This window comes from Streptomyces sp. ISL-87 (genome assembly GCF_018614095.1).
Lineage (GTDB): Bacteria > Actinomycetota > Actinomycetes > Streptomycetales > Streptomycetaceae > Streptomyces.
Genome location: NZ_JAGGOY010000017.1, coordinates 38394 through 55024, shown reverse-complemented (window position 1 = coordinate 55024; position 16631 = coordinate 38394). Strand labels below are relative to the sequence as shown.

The 16631-nt window shown below is 72.3% G+C and carries 15 protein-coding genes; 5 read left to right on the top strand and 10 right to left on the bottom strand.

Annotated elements, in window-relative coordinates:
• Nucleotides 1-108 precede the first annotated feature (108 nt).
• Genes J7I97_RS06610 through J7I97_RS06595 form a run of 4 tightly spaced genes read right to left on the bottom strand, consistent with a single transcriptional unit; the run spans nt 109 to nt 6059 of the window.
• A complete protein-coding gene (locus J7I97_RS06610; protein WP_214931598.1) occupies nt 109-1269 on the bottom strand; it encodes an acyl-CoA dehydrogenase family protein in 1161 nt (386 codons plus the stop codon).
• Nucleotides 1270-1276: 7 nt separating this feature from the next.
• Entirely contained in the window at nt 1277-2203 is a 927-nt protein-coding gene (locus tag J7I97_RS06605; RefSeq protein WP_214931731.1) for a hydroxymethylglutaryl-CoA lyase, read from the bottom strand.
• 11 nt (nt 2204-2214) lie between these two features.
• Nucleotides 2215-4419, bottom strand: a complete 2205-nt coding sequence (locus J7I97_RS06600) for a biotin carboxylase N-terminal domain-containing protein (protein ID WP_214931596.1) — start codon at nt 4417-4419, stop codon at nt 2215-2217.
• A 23-nt stretch (nt 4420-4442) separates the two neighbouring features.
• Nucleotides 4443-6059 (bottom strand): carboxyl transferase domain-containing protein, encoded by a 1617-nt coding sequence (locus tag J7I97_RS06595; RefSeq protein WP_214931594.1) that lies wholly within the window; start codon nt 6057-6059, stop codon nt 4443-4445.
• A 99-nt stretch (nt 6060-6158) separates the two neighbouring features.
• Between J7I97_RS06595 and J7I97_RS06590 the strand changes: the two genes are divergently transcribed.
• Nucleotides 6159-6737, top strand: coding sequence for a TetR/AcrR family transcriptional regulator (locus tag J7I97_RS06590; RefSeq protein ID WP_214931592.1), 579 nt, complete (start codon nt 6159-6161; stop codon nt 6735-6737).
• Between the two features lie 56 nt (nt 6738-6793).
• A complete protein-coding gene (locus J7I97_RS06585) occupies nt 6794-7594 on the top strand; it encodes a phosphatase (protein ID WP_214931591.1) in 801 nt (266 codons plus the stop codon).
• A gap of 227 nt (nt 7595-7821) precedes the next feature.
• On the opposite strand, the gene J7I97_RS06580 is transcribed toward J7I97_RS06585, so the two are convergent.
• The gene (locus tag J7I97_RS06580; protein WP_214931589.1) at nt 7822-8667 is read right to left on the bottom strand and encodes an SDR family NAD(P)-dependent oxidoreductase; all 846 of its coding nucleotides are present in this window, start codon (nt 8665-8667) and stop codon (nt 7822-7824) included.
• 96 nt (nt 8668-8763) lie between these two features.
• Here J7I97_RS06580 and J7I97_RS06575 point away from each other — a divergent pair, with 96 nt between their 5' ends.
• Complete coding sequence (locus J7I97_RS06575) at nt 8764-9216, top strand: MarR family winged helix-turn-helix transcriptional regulator (protein WP_214931587.1); 453 nt, start codon at nt 8764-8766, stop codon at nt 9214-9216.
• Nucleotides 9217-9288: 72 nt separating this feature from the next.
• Here J7I97_RS06575 and tesB read toward each other — a convergent pair whose 3' ends face one another.
• The 5 genes from tesB to J7I97_RS06550 all read right to left on the bottom strand — a co-directional run bounded on the left by tesB (nt 9289) and on the right by J7I97_RS06550 (nt 13796).
• Nucleotides 9289-10173: an acyl-CoA thioesterase II gene (tesB, locus tag J7I97_RS06570; RefSeq protein WP_214931586.1), complete on the bottom strand. Its 885-nt coding sequence runs from the start codon at nt 10171-10173 to the stop codon at nt 9289-9291.
• A gap of 18 nt (nt 10174-10191) precedes the next feature.
• Nucleotides 10192-11349, bottom strand: coding sequence for an acyl-CoA dehydrogenase family protein (locus J7I97_RS06565; protein ID WP_214931584.1), 1158 nt, complete (start codon nt 11347-11349; stop codon nt 10192-10194).
• Nucleotides 11350-11448: 99 nt separating this feature from the next.
• Nucleotides 11449-11709, bottom strand: a complete 261-nt coding sequence (locus J7I97_RS06560; RefSeq protein ID WP_214931583.1) for a hypothetical protein — start codon at nt 11707-11709, stop codon at nt 11449-11451.
• Nucleotides 11710-11735: 26 nt separating this feature from the next.
• Complete coding sequence (locus J7I97_RS06555) at nt 11736-12074, bottom strand: hypothetical protein (protein WP_214931581.1); 339 nt, start codon at nt 12072-12074, stop codon at nt 11736-11738.
• Between the two features lie 27 nt (nt 12075-12101).
• Nucleotides 12102-13796 (bottom strand): PucR family transcriptional regulator, encoded by a 1695-nt coding sequence (locus tag J7I97_RS06550; protein ID WP_214931579.1) that lies wholly within the window; start codon nt 13794-13796, stop codon nt 12102-12104.
• A gap of 116 nt (nt 13797-13912) precedes the next feature.
• On the opposite strand from J7I97_RS06550, the gene speB reads away from it, so the two are divergent.
• Nucleotides 13913-14881 carry an agmatinase gene (gene speB / locus J7I97_RS06545; RefSeq protein WP_214931577.1) on the top strand — a complete coding sequence of 323 codons (969 nt, stop codon included), beginning with the start codon at nt 13913-13915 and terminating at the stop codon, nt 14879-14881.
• 5 nt (nt 14882-14886) lie between these two features.
• Entirely contained in the window at nt 14887-16569 is a 1683-nt protein-coding gene (locus J7I97_RS06540; protein ID WP_214931575.1) for a thiamine pyrophosphate-binding protein, read from the top strand.
• The last annotated feature ends 62 nt before the right edge of the window (nt 16570-16631 follow it).

Sequence of the window (16631 nt, the reverse complement as noted above, 5' to 3'; positions counted from 1 at the left end):
TAGCCTAACCTTGGCTGGAAGCGGTAAGGGGGCCCTAACTTTCCGGGCCCCCTGTCCTGCGTCCGTACTGCGCCTGTCCTGCGCCTGCCCTGTGCTCCTGGCGGGCCTCTAGCCGGCGAAGCCCAGCTCACGGGCGATGAGCATCCGCTGGACCTCGCTGGTGCCCTCGCCGATCTCCAGAATCTTGGAGTCGCGCCACATACGGGCCACCGGGTACTCGTTCATGAAGCCGTAGCCGCCGTGGATCTGCGTGGCGTCGCGGGCGTTGTCGACGGCGACCGTGGAGGAGTACAGCTTCGCGATGGCCGCCTCCTTCTTGAACGGCTCGCCGGCCACGAGGCGGGAGGCCGCGTCACGCCAGCCGATACGGGCCATGTGGGCGCGCATCTCCATGTCCGCCAGCTTGAACTGGATGGCCTGGTTGTCGCCGATCGCGCGCCCGAAGGCCTTGCGCTCCTTCGCGTACTTCACCGACTCGTCGACGCAGCCCTGCGCGAGACCGGTCGCGAGCGCGGAGATGGCGATACGGCCCTCGTCGAGGATGCGCAGGAACTGGGCGTACCCGCGGCCTTCTTCGCCGACCAGGTTGGCGAGCGGGACGCGTACGTCCGAGAAGGCCAGCTCGCGGGTGTCCGAGGAGTTCCAGCCGACCTTGGAGTAGGGCGCGGCCACCGTGAAGCCCGGGGTGCCGGACGGGACGATGATCGAGGAGATCTCGGGGCGCCCGTCGGCCTTGCGCCCGGTGACCGCGGTGACGGTGACCAGACCGGTGATGTCCGTACCGGAGTTGGTGATGAAGCACTTCGAGCCGTTGATCACCCACTCGTCGCCGTCCCGGACGGCGGTGGTGAGGGTGCCGCCCGCGTCGGAGCCCGCGCCCGGCTCGGTCAGGCCGAAGGCGCCGAGGATCTCGCCGGAGCACATCTTCGGCAGCCACTGCCGCTTCTGCTCCTCGGTGCCGAACAGGTAGATCGGCATGGCGCCGAGGGAGACGCCCGCCTCCAGGGTGATGGCGACCGAGGAGTCGACGCGGGCCAGCTCCTCCAGGGCGATACCGAGGGCGAGGTAGTCGCCGCCCATGCCGCCGTACTCCTCGGGGAAGGGCAGACCGAACAGGCCCATGCGGCCCATCTCGCGGACGATCTCGTACGGGAACTCGTGCCGCTCGTACAGGTCGCCGATCTTGGGCGCGATGACGTCGTGCGCGAACTCCTCGACGGTACGGCGGAGTTCCTCGTGCTCGGGGGTGAGCCGGTGGTCGAGGGACATGTCTTCGTTACTCCTTGTGGGAGAGGGCGCGGACGGTACGGGAGGGGCTGGGCCGGCCCAGCTGTTCCGCCATCCACACGCTCGTGGCGGTGAGTGCGGCCAGATCGACACCGGTCTCGATGCCGAGGCCGTCGAGCATCCACACCAGGTCCTCGGTGGCGAGGTTGCCGGTGGCGCTCTTGGCGTACGGGCACCCGCCGAGGCCGCCGGCGGAGGCGTCGACCGTGGTCACGCCGTGCTGGAGCGCGGCGAGGGTGTTGGAGAGGGCCTGGCCGTAGGTGTCGTGGAAGTGCACGCCGATACGGTCGGTCCCGACGCCCTCCTCGTTGAGCTCGCTGAGCAGCACCTGGACATGGCCCGGGGTGGCGACGCCGATGGTGTCGCCGAGGCTCAGCTCGTCACAGCCGAGGTCGAGCAGGGCCTTGGCGACGCGGACGACCTGGTGGACCGGGACCGGCCCCTCCCAGGGGTCGCCGAAGCACATGGAGAGATAGCCGCGGACGTGCACCGGCTTGTCGGCGGACTGCTTGGCACGGGCCACGACGGGCTCGAACATGGCGAGGGACTCGGCGACGGTGCGGTTCAGGTTGCGGGAGGCGAAGGTCTCGGTGGCGGACCCGAAGACCGCGATCCGGGTCGCCCCGAGGGCGAGCGCGCGCTCCAGACCGCGCTCGTTGGGCACGAGCACGGGGAGGGCCGCCTCAACGTCGCCGAGCAGGGGGTAGAGCTGCTCGGCGTCGGCCAGTTGGGGAACCCACTTGGGGTGGACGAAGCTGGTGGCCTCGATGGTGGTGAGGCCGGCGCCGGCCAGCCGGTGGATGAACTCCGCCTTGACCTCGGTCGGGACGGCGGACTTCTCGTTCTGCAGCCCGTCGCGCGCGCCGACCTCGTGGATCCGCACGCGGGCGGGCAGCCCGGCGGCCGGGACGGTCATGGGCAGCCCGTTCACGCGCTCTCCTCCTCGTCGTCGGCTTCGGGGGTGATGACGGCCAGCAGCTGGTCCATGGCGACCGTGGTGCCGGGGGAGACGTCGAGCTCCGTGACGGTGCCGGCGTGCGGGGCGGAGATGACGTGCTCCATCTTCATCGCCTCGACGACCAGGAGGCTCTGCCCGGCGGCGACCCGGTCGCCGACGGCGACCTTGACGACGGTGACGGTGCCGGGCATGGGGGCGGCCAGGGTGTCGGCGCCGGTGTGGCCCCGGCCGGTGAGGGCGGCCGCGACCGGGTCGTGGTGCTGGACGTGCCAGGAGTCGCCGTCGCGGCCGAGCCAGATCCCTTCGGGGGAGCGGGCGTAGGCGAAGCGGTGAGTGACGCCGTCGAGTTCGACAGTGAGGTGGTCGGCGGTGCGGGCCACGATCCGTACGCGGGCCGGTGCGCCGGCGCTCTGCCGGTGTGACTCCGCCGGGTTGCCGGGTGCGGGCTGAGTACCGGGGGCGCCGCCCCCGGACCCCCGCGCCTCAAACGCCGGCGAGGCTTGATACGGCGCGGCACCGCCGTTGCCGGGTGCGGGCTGCGCCTCAAACGCAATGAGCAGTTCCGGCTCCGTGCCGTGCGGGCGGGTGCGGATCGTTACCGGGTCCTGGCCCGGGAGGCGGAAGTGGTGGAGCGTCCAGGCGGGAGTGCCGCCCAGGCGCCAGCCGTTGGCAGTCCCGAACGGGTCGACCCATGCGGCGGGGCCGCCGGTCCGGCCCGCCCCCGAGCCCCCGGCAGGGTGTCGGGAAGGGGCGGGGTCGGGGAGAGGAGCCTGGGCCAGCAGCGCAGCAGCCGCGTAGACCTCCGACGGGACGCCGTCCGGGAGCATGGTGGACAGGTCGCGCTCGACCAGGCCCGTGTCCAGGTCGCCGGAGACGACGTCAGGGTGCGCCAAAAGCCTGCGCAGGAAGCCGGTGTTCGTCTGGACGCCCAGGATGACCGTGTCCGCCAGGGCGCCTCGCAGCACACGCAGTGCAGCGGCGCGGTCAGGCCCGTACGCGATGACCTTTGACAGCATCGGGTCGTACGTCGACCCCGTGTCCACCCCCGCCACCAGGCCCGAGTCGGTACGGACAGACCCGCCCGAAGGCTCGGACAGCGCCAGGACCGTTCCCCCGGAGGGCAGGAACCCGCGCGCCGGGTCCTCCGCGCACACGCGCGCCTCGATCGCATGGCCGGTGAGACGGACCCCGGACTGGTCGAAGGCGAGGGTCTCGCCGGCCGCCACGCGCAGTTGCTGCTCCACCAGGTCCAGCCCCGTGATCAGCTCCGTCACCGGGTGCTCGACCTGGAGCCGGGTGTTCATCTCCATGAAGTAGTACGAGGACGGGTCGCCGCCCGGGACGATGAACTCCACCGTGCCCGCGCCGACGTACCCGCACGAGCGCGCCGCCTCCACCGCGGCCGCGCCCATCGAGGCCCGCAGCTCCGGCGTGAGCAGGACCGAGGGGGCCTCCTCGATCACCTTCTGGTGGCGCCGCTGGAGCGAGCACTCGCGCTCGCCGAGGTGGACGACATTGCCGTGGGCGTCGGCCAGCACCTGGATCTCGATGTGCCGGGGCCGGTCCACCCAACGCTCCACGAGGAGGGTGTCGTCGCCGAAGGAGGAGCGCGCCTCGCGCCGCGCCGCGGCGATCTCCTCCGCCAGCAGCCCGGCGTCCCGCACCAGCCGCATGCCCTTGCCGCCGCCGCCCGCCGAGGGCTTCAGCAGCACCGGCATGCCGATCTCCTCGGCGGCCGCGACCAGCTCGGCGTCCGTCAGGCCGCTGCCCGAGGAGCCGGGCACGACCGGGACCCCGGCCGCCTTCACGGTCTCCTTGGCCCGGATCTTGTCGCCCATCAGGGAGATCGCCGAGGCGGGCGGCCCGATGAAGGCCAGGCCCGCCTCCACACAGGCAGCCGCGAAGGCCGCGTTCTCGGCGAGGAAGCCGTACCCGGGGTGGATCGCCTCGGCCCCCGTACGCCGTGCGGCGTCGAGCAGCCGCTCCACCGACAGGTAGCTCTCGGCGGCCGCCGCGGGGCCGATACGGACGGCCGTGTCGGCCTCCCGGACATGACGGGCGTCGGCGTCCGCGTCGCTGAAGACGGCCACGGACCGCACGCCGAGCTCCCGCAGCGTGCGGATGACCCGGACCGCGATCTCGCCCCGGTTGGCGATCAGAACAGTGCTGAACATCAGTGAGGTCCTCACATCACACGTCACATACGGAAGATGCCGAAGCCGCGATCGCCCAACGGGGCGTTCGCGCACGCGGTCAGGGCCAGCCCCAGCACCTGCCGGGTCTCCATCGGGTCGATGACCCCGTCGTCCCACAGCCGCGCCGTGGCGTAGTAGGCGTTGCCCTGTTCCTCGTACTGCGCGCGGACCGGGGCCTTGAAGGCCTCCTCGTCCTCGAGCGGCCACTCCTGGCCGGCGCCCTCGATCTGGTCCCGCTTGACCGTGGCGAGCACGGACGCGGCCTGCTCGCCGCCCATCACCGAGATCTTGGCGTTGGGCCACATCCACATGAACCGCGGCGAGTACGCCCGCCCGCACATCGAGTAGTTGCCCGCGCCGTAGGAGCCGCCGACCACCACCGTCAGCTTCGGGACCCGGGTGCAGGCCACGGCCGTGACCATCTTGGCGCCGTGCTTGGCGATGCCGCCGGCCTCGTAGTCGCGGCCGACCATGAAGCCCGAGATGTTCTGGAGGAACAGGAGCGGGATCCCGCGCTGGTCGCACAGCTCGATGAAGTGCGCGCCCTTCTGGGCGGATTCGGAGAACAGGATGCCGTTGTTGGCGATGATCCCGACCGGGTGGCCGTGGATCCGGGCGAAGCCGGTGACGAGCGTCTGCCCGAACTCCGACTTGAACTCCTGGAAGCGGGAGCCGTCCACGATCCGGGCGATGATCTCGCGGGCGTCGTACGGGGTGCGGGAGTCGACGGGGACCGCGCCGTACAGCCCGTACGGGTCCACCTTCGGCTCTTCCGGCGCCTCGACCGACCAGGGCAGGGCCCCGCGCTCGGGCAGGGTCGCCACGATGTTCCGTACGATCCGCAGCGCGTGCGCGTCGTCCTCCGCGAGGTGATCGGTCACGCCCGACACCCGGGAGTGGACCTCGCCGCCGCCGAGCTCCTCGGCCGTTACCACCTCACCGGTGGCGGCCTTCACCAGCGGCGGGCCGCCGAGGAAGATCGTGCCCTGGCCGCGGACGATGACGGCCTCGTCGCTCATCGCCGGGACGTACGCCCCACCCGCCGTGCAGGAGCCGAGGACGGCGGCGATCTGCGGGATACCGGCGCCGGACATGCGCGCCTGGTTGTAGAAGATCCGCCCGAAGTGCTCCCGGTCGGGGAAGACCTCGTCCTGCATGGGGAGGAAGGCGCCGCCCGAGTCGACCAGGTAGAGGCAGGGGAGACGGTTCTCCAGGGCCACCTCCTGGGCGCGGAGGTGCTTCTTGACGGTCATCGGGTAGTACGTACCGCCCTTGACGGTGGCGTCGTTAGCGACGATCACGCACTCGCGGCCACTGACCCGGCCGATGCCGGCGATGACACCCGCGGCCGGGGCGGCGCCCCCGTACATGCCCTCGGCGGCCAGCGGGGCCAGCTCCAGGAAGGGCGAGCCGGGGTCCAGGAGAGCGTCCACACGGTCACGGGGGAGCAGCTTCCCGCGGGAGGTATGACGGGCACGAGCCCGCTCACCGCCCCCGAGCCGGGCCGCGTCCAGCCGGGCACGCAGCCCCTCAACCAGCTCGCGGTGGGCGGCCTCATTCGTCCGCCAGGCCTCGGACGCCGGGTCCGCGGCGCTCGTCAGCACTGGTGCCTGCTGCATCGGTCGAGCTCCCTTGCTCGGTGCACGTTGTTAATGGGCGTTAACACGTATGGGGCCTAGGTTAACGACCGCTAACGGCCCTGTCTAGAATGGATTCCCATGAGCACCAGAGCGGCCGCCCCGACCCGTCGCGAGCAGATCCTCAGTGAGGCCGCTCGCCTCTTCGCCGAGCGTGGATTCCACGGCGTCGGCGTCGACGAGATAGGGGCCGCGGTGGGCATCAGCGGCCCCGGCCTGTACCGGCATTTCGCGGGCAAGGACGCCATGCTCGCCGAGCTGCTCGTCGGGATCAGCGAGCGGCTGCTGACCGGCGGCCGCCGTCGTGTGGAGGAGGCCGGGGGCGACCCGGTCGGGGTGCTGGCCTCGCTGATCGACGGGCACATCGACTTCGCGCTGGACGACCGGGCGCTGATCACCCTCCACGACCGGGAACTGGACCGGCTGCGCGAGGCCGACCGCAAGCTCGTGCGGCAGCTCCAGCGGCAGTACGTGGAGCTGTGGGTGGACGTCGTACGCGAACGGCACCCGGAGGTGGGGGAGGCCGAGGTACGGGTGTCCGTGCACGCGGTCTTCGGGCTCTTGAACTCGACACCACACCTGGCCGCGCTGGGCCGGGAGGCGACGGAGTCGCTGCTGCGGCGGCTCGCGAACGGGGCGTTCGGGGCGCTGTCGGGGTGACGTGACGCGTCCGTTGGGCGGGATGGACGGGACGGCTCCGCCTGAACGGCGGCAGAATGGGCCGCATGCCGATAGAGACGCCCGTACCCAGCCGCGCCGAACTCATCGATCACTTGATCCGTACCCGGATCGCGGGGGATGTCGCGACACCGCGCGAGAACAACCTCTCCCACTACCGCAAGCTCGCCAACGGGGATCGGCATTACTGGCTGGGCCTGGAGCTCGGCAACCGCTGGGCGGACGAGCAGGACGTCCTCGCGGTGATGGCGGAGCGGTGCGGGGTCGTGGACGACCCGGCGTACCGCTTCGGCCAGGACACCATCGACCCGGAGCTGACGGTCTCGGGCCTGGACCGGCTGGCGACGCGACTGCGGAAGGCCGCGCTGGACCGGCAGAGTGTGCTGCTGGCCACGGGGCACCCGGGCGGGCTGCTGGACGTCCACCGGGCGACGGGCGCCGCGCTGCGGGATGCCGGGTGCGAGATCGTCGTCATCCCGTCGGGGCTGGTGGCGGACGAGGGCTCGGTGTGGCAGTTCGCGGATGTGGCGGTACTGGAGCGAGGGGCGACGCTGTGGCACACCCATTCGCCGGAACCGATGGCGGCGATCCTGGACGGGCTGGCGGCCGCGAATCGCCCGCAGCCGGACCTGGTCGTGGCCGACCACGGCTGGGCGGGGTGTGCGGCGCAGCGGGGCCTGGACGCGGTGGGCTACGCGGACTGCAATGACCCGGCGCTGTTCGTCGGTGAGGCCGAGGGCACTCTCGGCGTGGCGATCCCGCTGGACGACCACGTCCGCGATCCGCGGTTCTACGACCCGATGGTGGCGTACCTCCTGGCCGCGGCCGGCCTCCGCTAGCTGTTTTTAGCCCCGTCGGCCGAATCGGCCCCGCCGTCGTTTGAGGCGCGGGGGTTCGGGGGCAGCGCCCCCGACAACGGCGCCGCACAGGCGGGGCCCGGGGGCCGGCTCCCGGCGGCGGCGCCGCAGCCGGACGGGGTCCGGGGCCGCTGCCGGGGAACGGTGGAAGAGCGGGGCGGGGAGGTGGCCCCGCGCAGTGGTGGCCCCGCGCGGTGGTGTTCGGCGGGTCAGTGGAGCCAGCCGCCGGTCAGGGTCTGGACGGCCGAGCCGTCGGCGTCGGCCAGCTTCACCCCGACGAAGTCACGGGCCCAGTCCGACGTCTGCACCCGGAACGGCATCCGCTCCGCCGCCAGCAGCGCGACCACCGGCGCGGCCGCCTCCGCCGAAGTCTGCGCGTTCCCGAAGGACTTCAGCGTCCGGTCGATGTAGGCCTCCAGCGCAGCGGCGTACGGCCCCGCCGCAGTCAGCAGGCCCGGGATGTCGATCCCCTGGCTGGCGATGAACTCGCTGGCGACGGCACCCGGTTCGACGACGCTCACCTGGACACCCACACTGGCGGCGACCGGCGCGAGGGACTCCATGAACCCCTCCACGGCGAACTTCGCGGCGCAATACGCCTCATTGAACGGCTGCCCGATCACCCCGCCCACGCTCGTGACCGTGATGACCCGGCCACCCGAGGCGCGCAGGTGGGGGAGCGCCGCCCGGGTCAGCTCGACCACGCCGAAGTAGTTGACCTCCATGGCCGCCCGAACCGGCTCCATGCCGTTCTGCTCGATCGTGCCGACGAACCCGGCCCCCGCGTTGTTCACCACCGCGTCGAGCCGGCCGTGCTCGGCCACGACCTCCTCCAGGCAGGAGGTCACGGACTCGGCGTCGGTCACGTCCAGGCGCTTGACCTGCACGAGATCGGCGACGCCGGCCTCGGTGGCGGCCTTGAGCAGGGCGTCGGCGCGGCCCGTGTCCCGCATCGTGGCGACGGTGTGCCAGCCCGCCTTGGCGGTCGCAACCGCGGCGGCCAGGCCGATACCCGAGGACGTGCCGGTGATGAGGACGGTCTTGTTGCCGGTCATGGGGGTCTCCCAGCGGGGCTGTAGAGCGAATTTGTGCGTGCACACACACATTAGCTTTGTGTGCGTGTGCACGCAAGTGATGGGTAGGCTGCTCCCATGGCGAACAACGACCTCACCATGGGCGATCTCACCCCCCGCGACCACGCCTTCTACGGCCTCGTCTGGGCGGGGTCCACGCTCAGTGCCCGGGTCGACCAGGCCCTCGCGCGCCGCCACGACCTTCCGCTGTCGTGGTTCGAGGTCATGCTCTGGCTGCACGGCCAGAAGGAGCCGGTCGCCGCCTCCGACCTGGGCGCCAAGACCCTCCTCAGCCGCAGCCAGGTCTCCCGCGTCGCCGATTCCCTCCAGGCCCGCGGCCTGGTCGAGCGGATACCGTCCCCCACCGACGCCCGCTCGGTCCGGATCGCCCTCACCGACGCGGGCCGGCGCGCCTTCGCGGAGGCCGACACCACCCGCCGCGAGGTCCTCGCCGACGTCTTCGACGACCGGCTCGACGACACGGACATCGCCGCCCTGGAAGCGATCTGGGCCAAGCTCAAGTCCCGTTAGGAGCGGGCGTCGGCGTCGGGTCCAAGTAGCCGCGATCAGTCGCGCGTTCCGCGCACGACGGGCGTGAGCTTGCTACGCGTGCCCGCGCGGCACGCGCACCACGCCCTCCTGGATGACGGTCACGGCCAGCCGGCCGTCCTGCGTCCAGATCCGGGCCTGCCCGAGGCCGCGCCCGGCGGCCGCCGAGGGGGACTCCTGGTCGTACAGCAGCCACTCGTCCGCGCGGAACGGCCGGTGGAACCACATCGCGTGGTCCAGCGAGGCGCCCACCACGTCGCCGACCGCCCATCCGCCCCGCCCGTGCGCGAGCAGCACCGAGTCGAGCAGGGTCATGTCGGAGACGTACGTGGCCAGGCAGGTGTGCAGCAGCGAGTCGTCGCTGTCGAGCTTGCCGGCCGTACGGAACCACACCTGGGAGTGGGGCTCCAGCGGTTCGCCCACGCTGCCCCACGGCGGAGTCGTCGCGTACCGCAGGTCCACCGCGCCGCGCGCCTCGATAAGCCGCTCCACCGTGCCCGGGTCGCGGAAGATCTCCCGGTACGCCGGCAGCGACTCGGCAGCCGTCAGCAGCGTCTCCGGATCGGGGGCCTGCGGCATCGTGGCCTGGTGGTCGAGGCCCTCCTCGTACGTCTGGAACGACGCGGAGAGGTGGAAGATCGGCTGGCCGTGCTGGACCGCGACGACCCGGCGGGTCGTGAAGGAGCGCCCGTCGCGGATCCGGTCCACCGAGTAGACGATGGGCGCGCCGGGGTCACCGGCGCGCAGGAAGTACGAGTGCAGCGAGTGCGCCGTACGGTCCTCGGGCACGGTCCGGCCGGCCGCGACCAGTGCCTGGGCCGCGACCTGACCGCCGAAGACACGCGGTATCAGCGCCGAACGGCTGGTACCGCGGAAGATGTTCTCCTCGATCTGCTCAAGGTCGAGCAGATCGAGGAGAGTCGTCAGAGCCTCGTTCATGGACTGAGACTAAGTTCCTTACAGGCCCATCGACTTGGCGATGATGGACTTCATGACCTCGCTGGTGCCGCCGTAGATGCGGTTCACGCGGTTGTCCGCGTACAGGCGGGCGATCGGGTACTCGTTCATGTAGCCGTAGCCGCCGTGCAGCTGGAGGCACTTGTCGATGACGCGGTGCGCGACCTCGGTGTTGAAGAGCTTCGCGGACGCGGCCTCGGCGGCGGTCAGCTCACCGGCGTCGAGAGCCTCCAGGGCGCGGTCGGCGACGGCCTCGGCCGCGTCCACCTCTGCCTGGCAGGCGGCCAGCTCGAACTTGGTGTTCTGGAAGTGCGCGACCGGCTTGCCGAAGACGGTGCGGTCCGTCACGTACTGCTGGGCGAACCGGACGGCGGCCTTGGCCTGCGCGTACGCGCCGAAGGCGATGCCCCAGCGCTCGGAGGGCAGGTTCTGGCCGAGGTAGTAGAAGCCCTTGTTCTCCTCGCCGAGGAGGTCCTCGACCGGCACCTTCACGTCGACGAACGCCAGCTCGGCGGTGTCGGAGGTCCGCAGGCCGAGCTTGTCGAGCTTGCGGCCGATGGAGTAGCCCTCGGACTTGGTGTCCACGGCGAAGAGGGAGATGCCGAAGCGGCGGTCGTCCTCGCGCGGGGCGGAGGTGCGGGCGCAGACGATCACACGGTCGGCGTGCACGCCGCCGGTGATGAAGGTCTTGGAGCCGTTGAGGACGTAGTGCGTGCCGTCCTCGGAGAGCTTGGCGGTGGTCTTCATGCCCGCGACGTCGGAGCCGGTGCCCGGCTCGGTCATCGCCAGGGCCCACATCTCCTCACCGGAGACGAACTTCGGGAGGTAACGCTTCTTCTGCTCGTCGTCGGCCAGCATCTTGATGTAGGGCAGGGCGAGCAGCACGTGCACGCCGGAGCCGCCGAACTGGACGCCCGCGCGCGAGGTCTCCTCGTAGAGGACGGCCTCGAACTTGTGGGTGTCCAGGCCCGCGCCGCCGAACTCCTCGGGGACGTTGATGCCGAAGATGCCCAGCTCACCGAGCTTGTAGTAGAAGTCACGCGGCGCCTGGCCGGCCGCGAACCACTCGTCGTAGACCGGGACGACCTCGGCCTCGATGAAGGCGCGGATGGTCTCGCGGAACGCCTCGTGGTCCTCGTTGAATACGGTACGGCGCACGGCCGGCTCCCTTCGGTCGCGGCGGTCCGCCGCCATGGCTAAGCGCTTGCTCAGATTAAGTTACCCGCGAGTTGTCCCCGCTGTCCAGAGTCGGTCAGGTCACGTCCGCCGCCGCGATCCACCACCGGCCCGGGGTACGCCACTGAGGTCCAGCAGCGTGTGGAGGCGTTCGGCGGGCAGGCTTGGATTGGCCGCCGCGCCTTCCGCCGTCGCGGGATCCTCCAGCAGGGCCGGGAGCGCCTCCCCCGGGACCAGCGGGTTGGCGGCGGCCGCCCGTCGTACGTGCGCCGGAACCGGGAACTGGACCCCGCGGCCATGGAGGCCGACCAGTTCCCAGGCGATGTCACCTGCCGTGAGCATCCCGTCATGGCCCGAATCCTGCGCGGTCAGCAGGGCTTCGAGGACGTCGTCGGGCAGGGGCCGGACCACGCGCGGTCGCGGATTGGGCCCACCGGCGAGGTAGGCCCGCACGAAGGAGGAGGCGTCGTCGACCAGCCGGCCGCGCTGCGCCGGGTCGACGTGGGGTTACGGGCGAACGCGCGCCGGACCGCCCGCTCCGGGTGTGCGATCACCGCGTCGATGACGTCCGGGGGAAGGTCGCGCTCCTGGCAGAGGGTCTTCCAGACCGTGCGCGCGGCCGGGTCGAGCAGACGTATCAGTACATCGGACGGCGCGGCCGCGTTGGACGCGACGCCGCGCAGCCAGTGTTCCTGGAGGGAGGACATCGGGACATCCTCGCAGCGATCACGCCGTCAGGCGGTGGGCGGCGGAGTGACCTGAGTGACCTCCCACCGCAGCGCGAACCACAACTCCATGCGTGTGTCCGGGTCGTCGAGGTCGCGGCCCAGCAGGGTGGCGGCGCGGGCCACACGCTGGCGGACTGTGTTGCGGTGGATCCCGAGGGCGGTGGCGGTGCGGTCCCAGCTGCCGTGGTGGGCGAGCCAGGCGCGGAGGGTCTCGCGGTGCGCCGGGTTCAGCGGGGCGAGCAGGGACTCGGCGTGGGCGCGGGCCTCCGCCGGGTCGACGAGGGCGGCCAGGCCGCCGCGCGAGTGCCGGATCAGCGGGGTGCGGGCCGCCTCCGCGCGGTCCAGGGCCCGCCCGGCCTGGGCCGTCGCGGTCGCCAGCTCCGCCGGCGCGGCCGGGGCGCTCACCCCCAGCCGCCACCCTGGCTGCGGGGCCGGCTCCCGGTCGGTGAGCAGCCGTACGAGCCCCCCGGACTCCTTCCGGGGGTGCCCCCACCCGCCCGGGTCCAGCAGTACGGTGCCCAGCGCGGCCGCCAGGGCCTGCGGGTCGCCGGAGCCGCGGGCGTGTACGACGTGCCAGGGCCCGGGGGCCAGGGCCCCGGCGGGATCCCCGTCGAGGAGGAGCCGGGTGAGGGCGGCCGCCTCCGCCCTGGCCGGGCGATCGGCGGTGAGCAGGGTCAGCAGGACCGCGGCCACCGAAGCGATGGTGTGGTCGCCCGGCGTGCGGCCGGGGGTGGCGAGCGCGAGCACCCGGCGGCCGCTCATCGCATAGGCGGCCAGGTGAGTGCCGCCCACGGAGTCGGTGGCCGTCATGGCGGAGCCGGGGGACACGCGGCGGGCCAGTGCCGCCACGGCGGCGAGGACGTCGTCACCGGGGACGGGCCCGGCGGCATGGAGCGGGGTCGCGGGCTCCACCGCCGAGGTCGGGGGCTCCGCCGCCGGGGCCGGGGCGTCGGGGACGGCCGGGGTCTCGGGGACGGCCGGGGTCTTGGGGACGGTCGGGGTCTGGGGGGCGGTCGGGGCCTGTGGGACGGCCGGGGTGTCGGGGATGGTCGGGGTCTGGGGGGCGGTCGGGGCCTCTGGGACGGCCGGGTAGGCCAGGATGCGTGGGGCGTCGGGGACACCCGGGGAAGCCGGAATGTCCGGGGAAGCCGGGACGGCCGGCGAGGCCGGCGAGGCCGGGGGCAGCAGCGCCGTCCAGCCCCCCAGGCTCGCCGCCAGGCGGGACAGCACCGCCGGAACCGGGTCGGGCCTGGCGGCCGCGGCGGCGAGTGACTGCTGGGCCTCGGTGATCCGGCGCAGCTCCCGCGTACGGGCCTCCGCCATCAGCCGCCAGACCGTACGGGCCACCGCGGTGAACGGAGTCCCCGGCGGGACCTCCAGCAACGGCAGCCCGTACCGGTCGCACGCCTCGGCGAGGCCCGGCGGCACCGCCTCGTGCACGGGGGCCACGCCGAAGCCGAGCGCCGCCACCCCGGCCTCGGAGAGCCGCCTGACATACGCATCGACGTCGCTGAGCGCCGGCGCCGCCCCCGCCGTCAGGAGCAGCTCGCCACCCAGCAGGTACGGGGACGGGTCCGCCATCTCGGAGGCGTGCACCCCGTGCACAGCGGCCTTGGCGGGCCCCGCGAGGTGGCGCAGGCCCAGCTCCCGGTCGGGGAGCAGCGCGCCGAGGGGGACCGGCGGGGTGGGCGGGACCTCCATGGATACTCCCTACACATCGAGAACGGTCTATGGATAGAACGTACACTTCGCCACTTCGTGGACACCGCCTTACGCTCGAAGGACCGCACTTGTAGGACCTTCAGAAGGGCACCCCCATGAGCACGCAGCCGCGCGGCCCCGTCGACTCCTCCCGCATCCCGCGCTACGCGGGCCCCGCGACCTTCGCCCGGCTGCCGCGCCTCGACGAGGTCGGCTCCGCCGACGTCGCCGTCGTCGGCGTGCCCTTCGACTCCGGCGTCTCCTACCGCCCCGGCGCCCGCTTCGGCGGCAACGCGATCCGCGAGGCCTCCCGCCTGCTGCGCCCGTACAACCCGGCCCAGGACGCCTCCCCCTTCGCCCTGGCCCAGGTCGCGGACGCCGGCGACATCGCCGTGAACCCCTTCAACATCAACGAGGCCGTCGAGACGGTCGAGGCCGCCGCGGACGAGCTCCTCTCCTCCGGCTCCCGCCTGATGACCCTCGGCGGCGACCACACCATCGCCCTCCCCCTCCTCCGCTCCGTCGCGAAGAAGCACGGCCCGGTCGCCCTGCTCCACTTCGACGCGCACCTGGACACCTGGGACACCTACTTCGGCGCCGAGTACACGCACGGCACCCCGTTCCGCCGTGCCGTCGAGGAGGGCATCCTCGACACCGAGGCGCTCTCCCACGTCGGTACGCGCGGCCCGCTGTACGGCAAGCAGGACCTGGACGACGACGCCAAGATGGGCTTCGGCATCGTCACCTCGGCGGACGTCTACCGGCGCGGCGCCGACGAGGTGGCCGACCAGCTGCGCCAGCGCATCGGCGACCGTCCGCTGTACATCTCCATCGACATCGACGTGCTGGACCCGGCGCACGCGCCCGGCACCGGCACCCCGGAGGCGGGCGGCATGACCTCCCGCGAGCTGCTGGAGATCATCCGCGGCCTGTCCTCCTGCAACCTCGTTTCCGCCGACGTCGTCGAGGTGGCCCCGGCGTACGATCACGCCGAGATCACCTCGGTCGCGGCCTCGCACACCGCGTACGAGCTCACCACGATCATGAGCCGTCAGATCGCGGCGGCGAAGGCGAAGGGCAACTAAGCACCGTGACGCACGACCACGACCTGGTACTCCGTCCCACCGAAGCCCAGACGGCGGCCGCGCTCGCGCCGCCGCCGGGGCGGACGGGCGGGGACCTGGTCGTGGAGACGCTGCGAGGCCTCGGCGCGACGACCGTCTTCGGTCTGCCGGGGCAGCACGCACTGGCCCTCTTCGATGCGGTCGGCCGCTCGGACCTGCGCCTGATCACCATGCGGGTGGAGAACAACGCGGGCTTCGCGGCGGACGCGTACGGCAGGATCACCGGAGAGGCCGTCCCCCTCCTCCTGTCCACGGGCCCGGGGGCGCTCACCTCCCTGCCCGCCCTCGCCGAGGCGGCGGCCGCCTCCGCCCCGGTCCTCGCCATCTCCTCCCAGGTCCCCACGGCGGGCCTGGGCGGCGGCCGCCGCGGCCACCTGCACGAACTGCGCGACCAGTCCGCGTCCTTCCGGGACGTGGTGAAGTCGGTCCACATCGCGCGCACCCCCTCCCAGATCCCCTCCGTCATCGCCGAGGCCTGGGAATCGGCCCTCACGGTCCCGCACGGCCCGGTCTGGGTGGAGATCCCGGAGGACGTGCTGCGGGCGGAAACCGTCATCCCGCAGGTCACCGGCATGGACGCGACCCCGCACGAGCTGGCGCCCCGCCCCGAGCTCACGGCGGTGGCGGCCCACTGGCTGTCCTCTGCCTCCCGCCCGGTGATCATCGCGGGCGGCGGAGTCATCCGCTCGGACGCGGCGGGCAAGCTCAAGCAGCTCGCGGAGCGCCTCAACGCCCCGGTGGTCACCACCTTCGGCGGCAAGGGCGCCTTCCCGTGGACCCACCCGCTCTCCCTCCAGTCCTGGCTGGAGGACCGCCACATGACGGACTTCCTGGAGGACGCGGACGTCCTCCTGGTCGTCGGCTCGGGCCTGGGCGAACTCAGCTCCAACTACCACACGTTCCTCCCGACCGGCCGGGTCATCCAGATCGAGGCGGACCTCGGCAAGCTGGAGTCCAACCACCCGGCCCTGGGCATCCACGCGGACGCCCGCCTCGCCCTCCAGGCCCTCCTCGAAACGGTCTCCGAGCGCGAGGACCCGCAGGCCCCCGAGCGCGTCCGCCTGCTCCTCTCCTCCATCGAGGCCCGCCTCGCCGCCCAGGACCTGACCCTGGAGCAGGAGCTCCTGACCTCGATCCGCGCAGCCCTCCCCGCCCGCTCCCCGTCGTTCTGGGACATGACGATCCTGTCCTACTGGGCCTGGTCGGCCTTCGACGCGAAGCACCCCAACACCATGCACTCGGCCCAGGGGGCGGGCGGCCTCGGCTACGCCTTCCCGGCGGCCCTCGGCGCCTGCGTCGCGGAGCCGGGCACCCCAGTCCTGGCGGTCTCCGGCGACGGCGGCGCGATGTACTCGATCGCCGACCTCGCCACGGCCAGGCAGCACGACCTGGACGTCACCTGGCTGATCGTGGACGACGGCGGCTACGGCATCCTGCGCGAGTACATGACCGCCTCTTTTGGGACATCCACCGCCACGGAACTCACCCGCCCCGACTTCGTGGCCCTGGCGGAATCCTTCGGCGTCCCGGCCGCCCCGACCTCCCCGGAAACCCTCCGCGCGGACCTCGCCAAGGCCCTCAAAACCCCGGGCCCCTCGGTCCTGGTCATTCCGGCCAATCTCCGTATGTTCGCCCCGACGCACGTCTAGGCATGCCGACGGGCTCGCTAGGGTGTCGTGATCAGGCCAAGAGCGGAGTGCAAGGGGGAGCA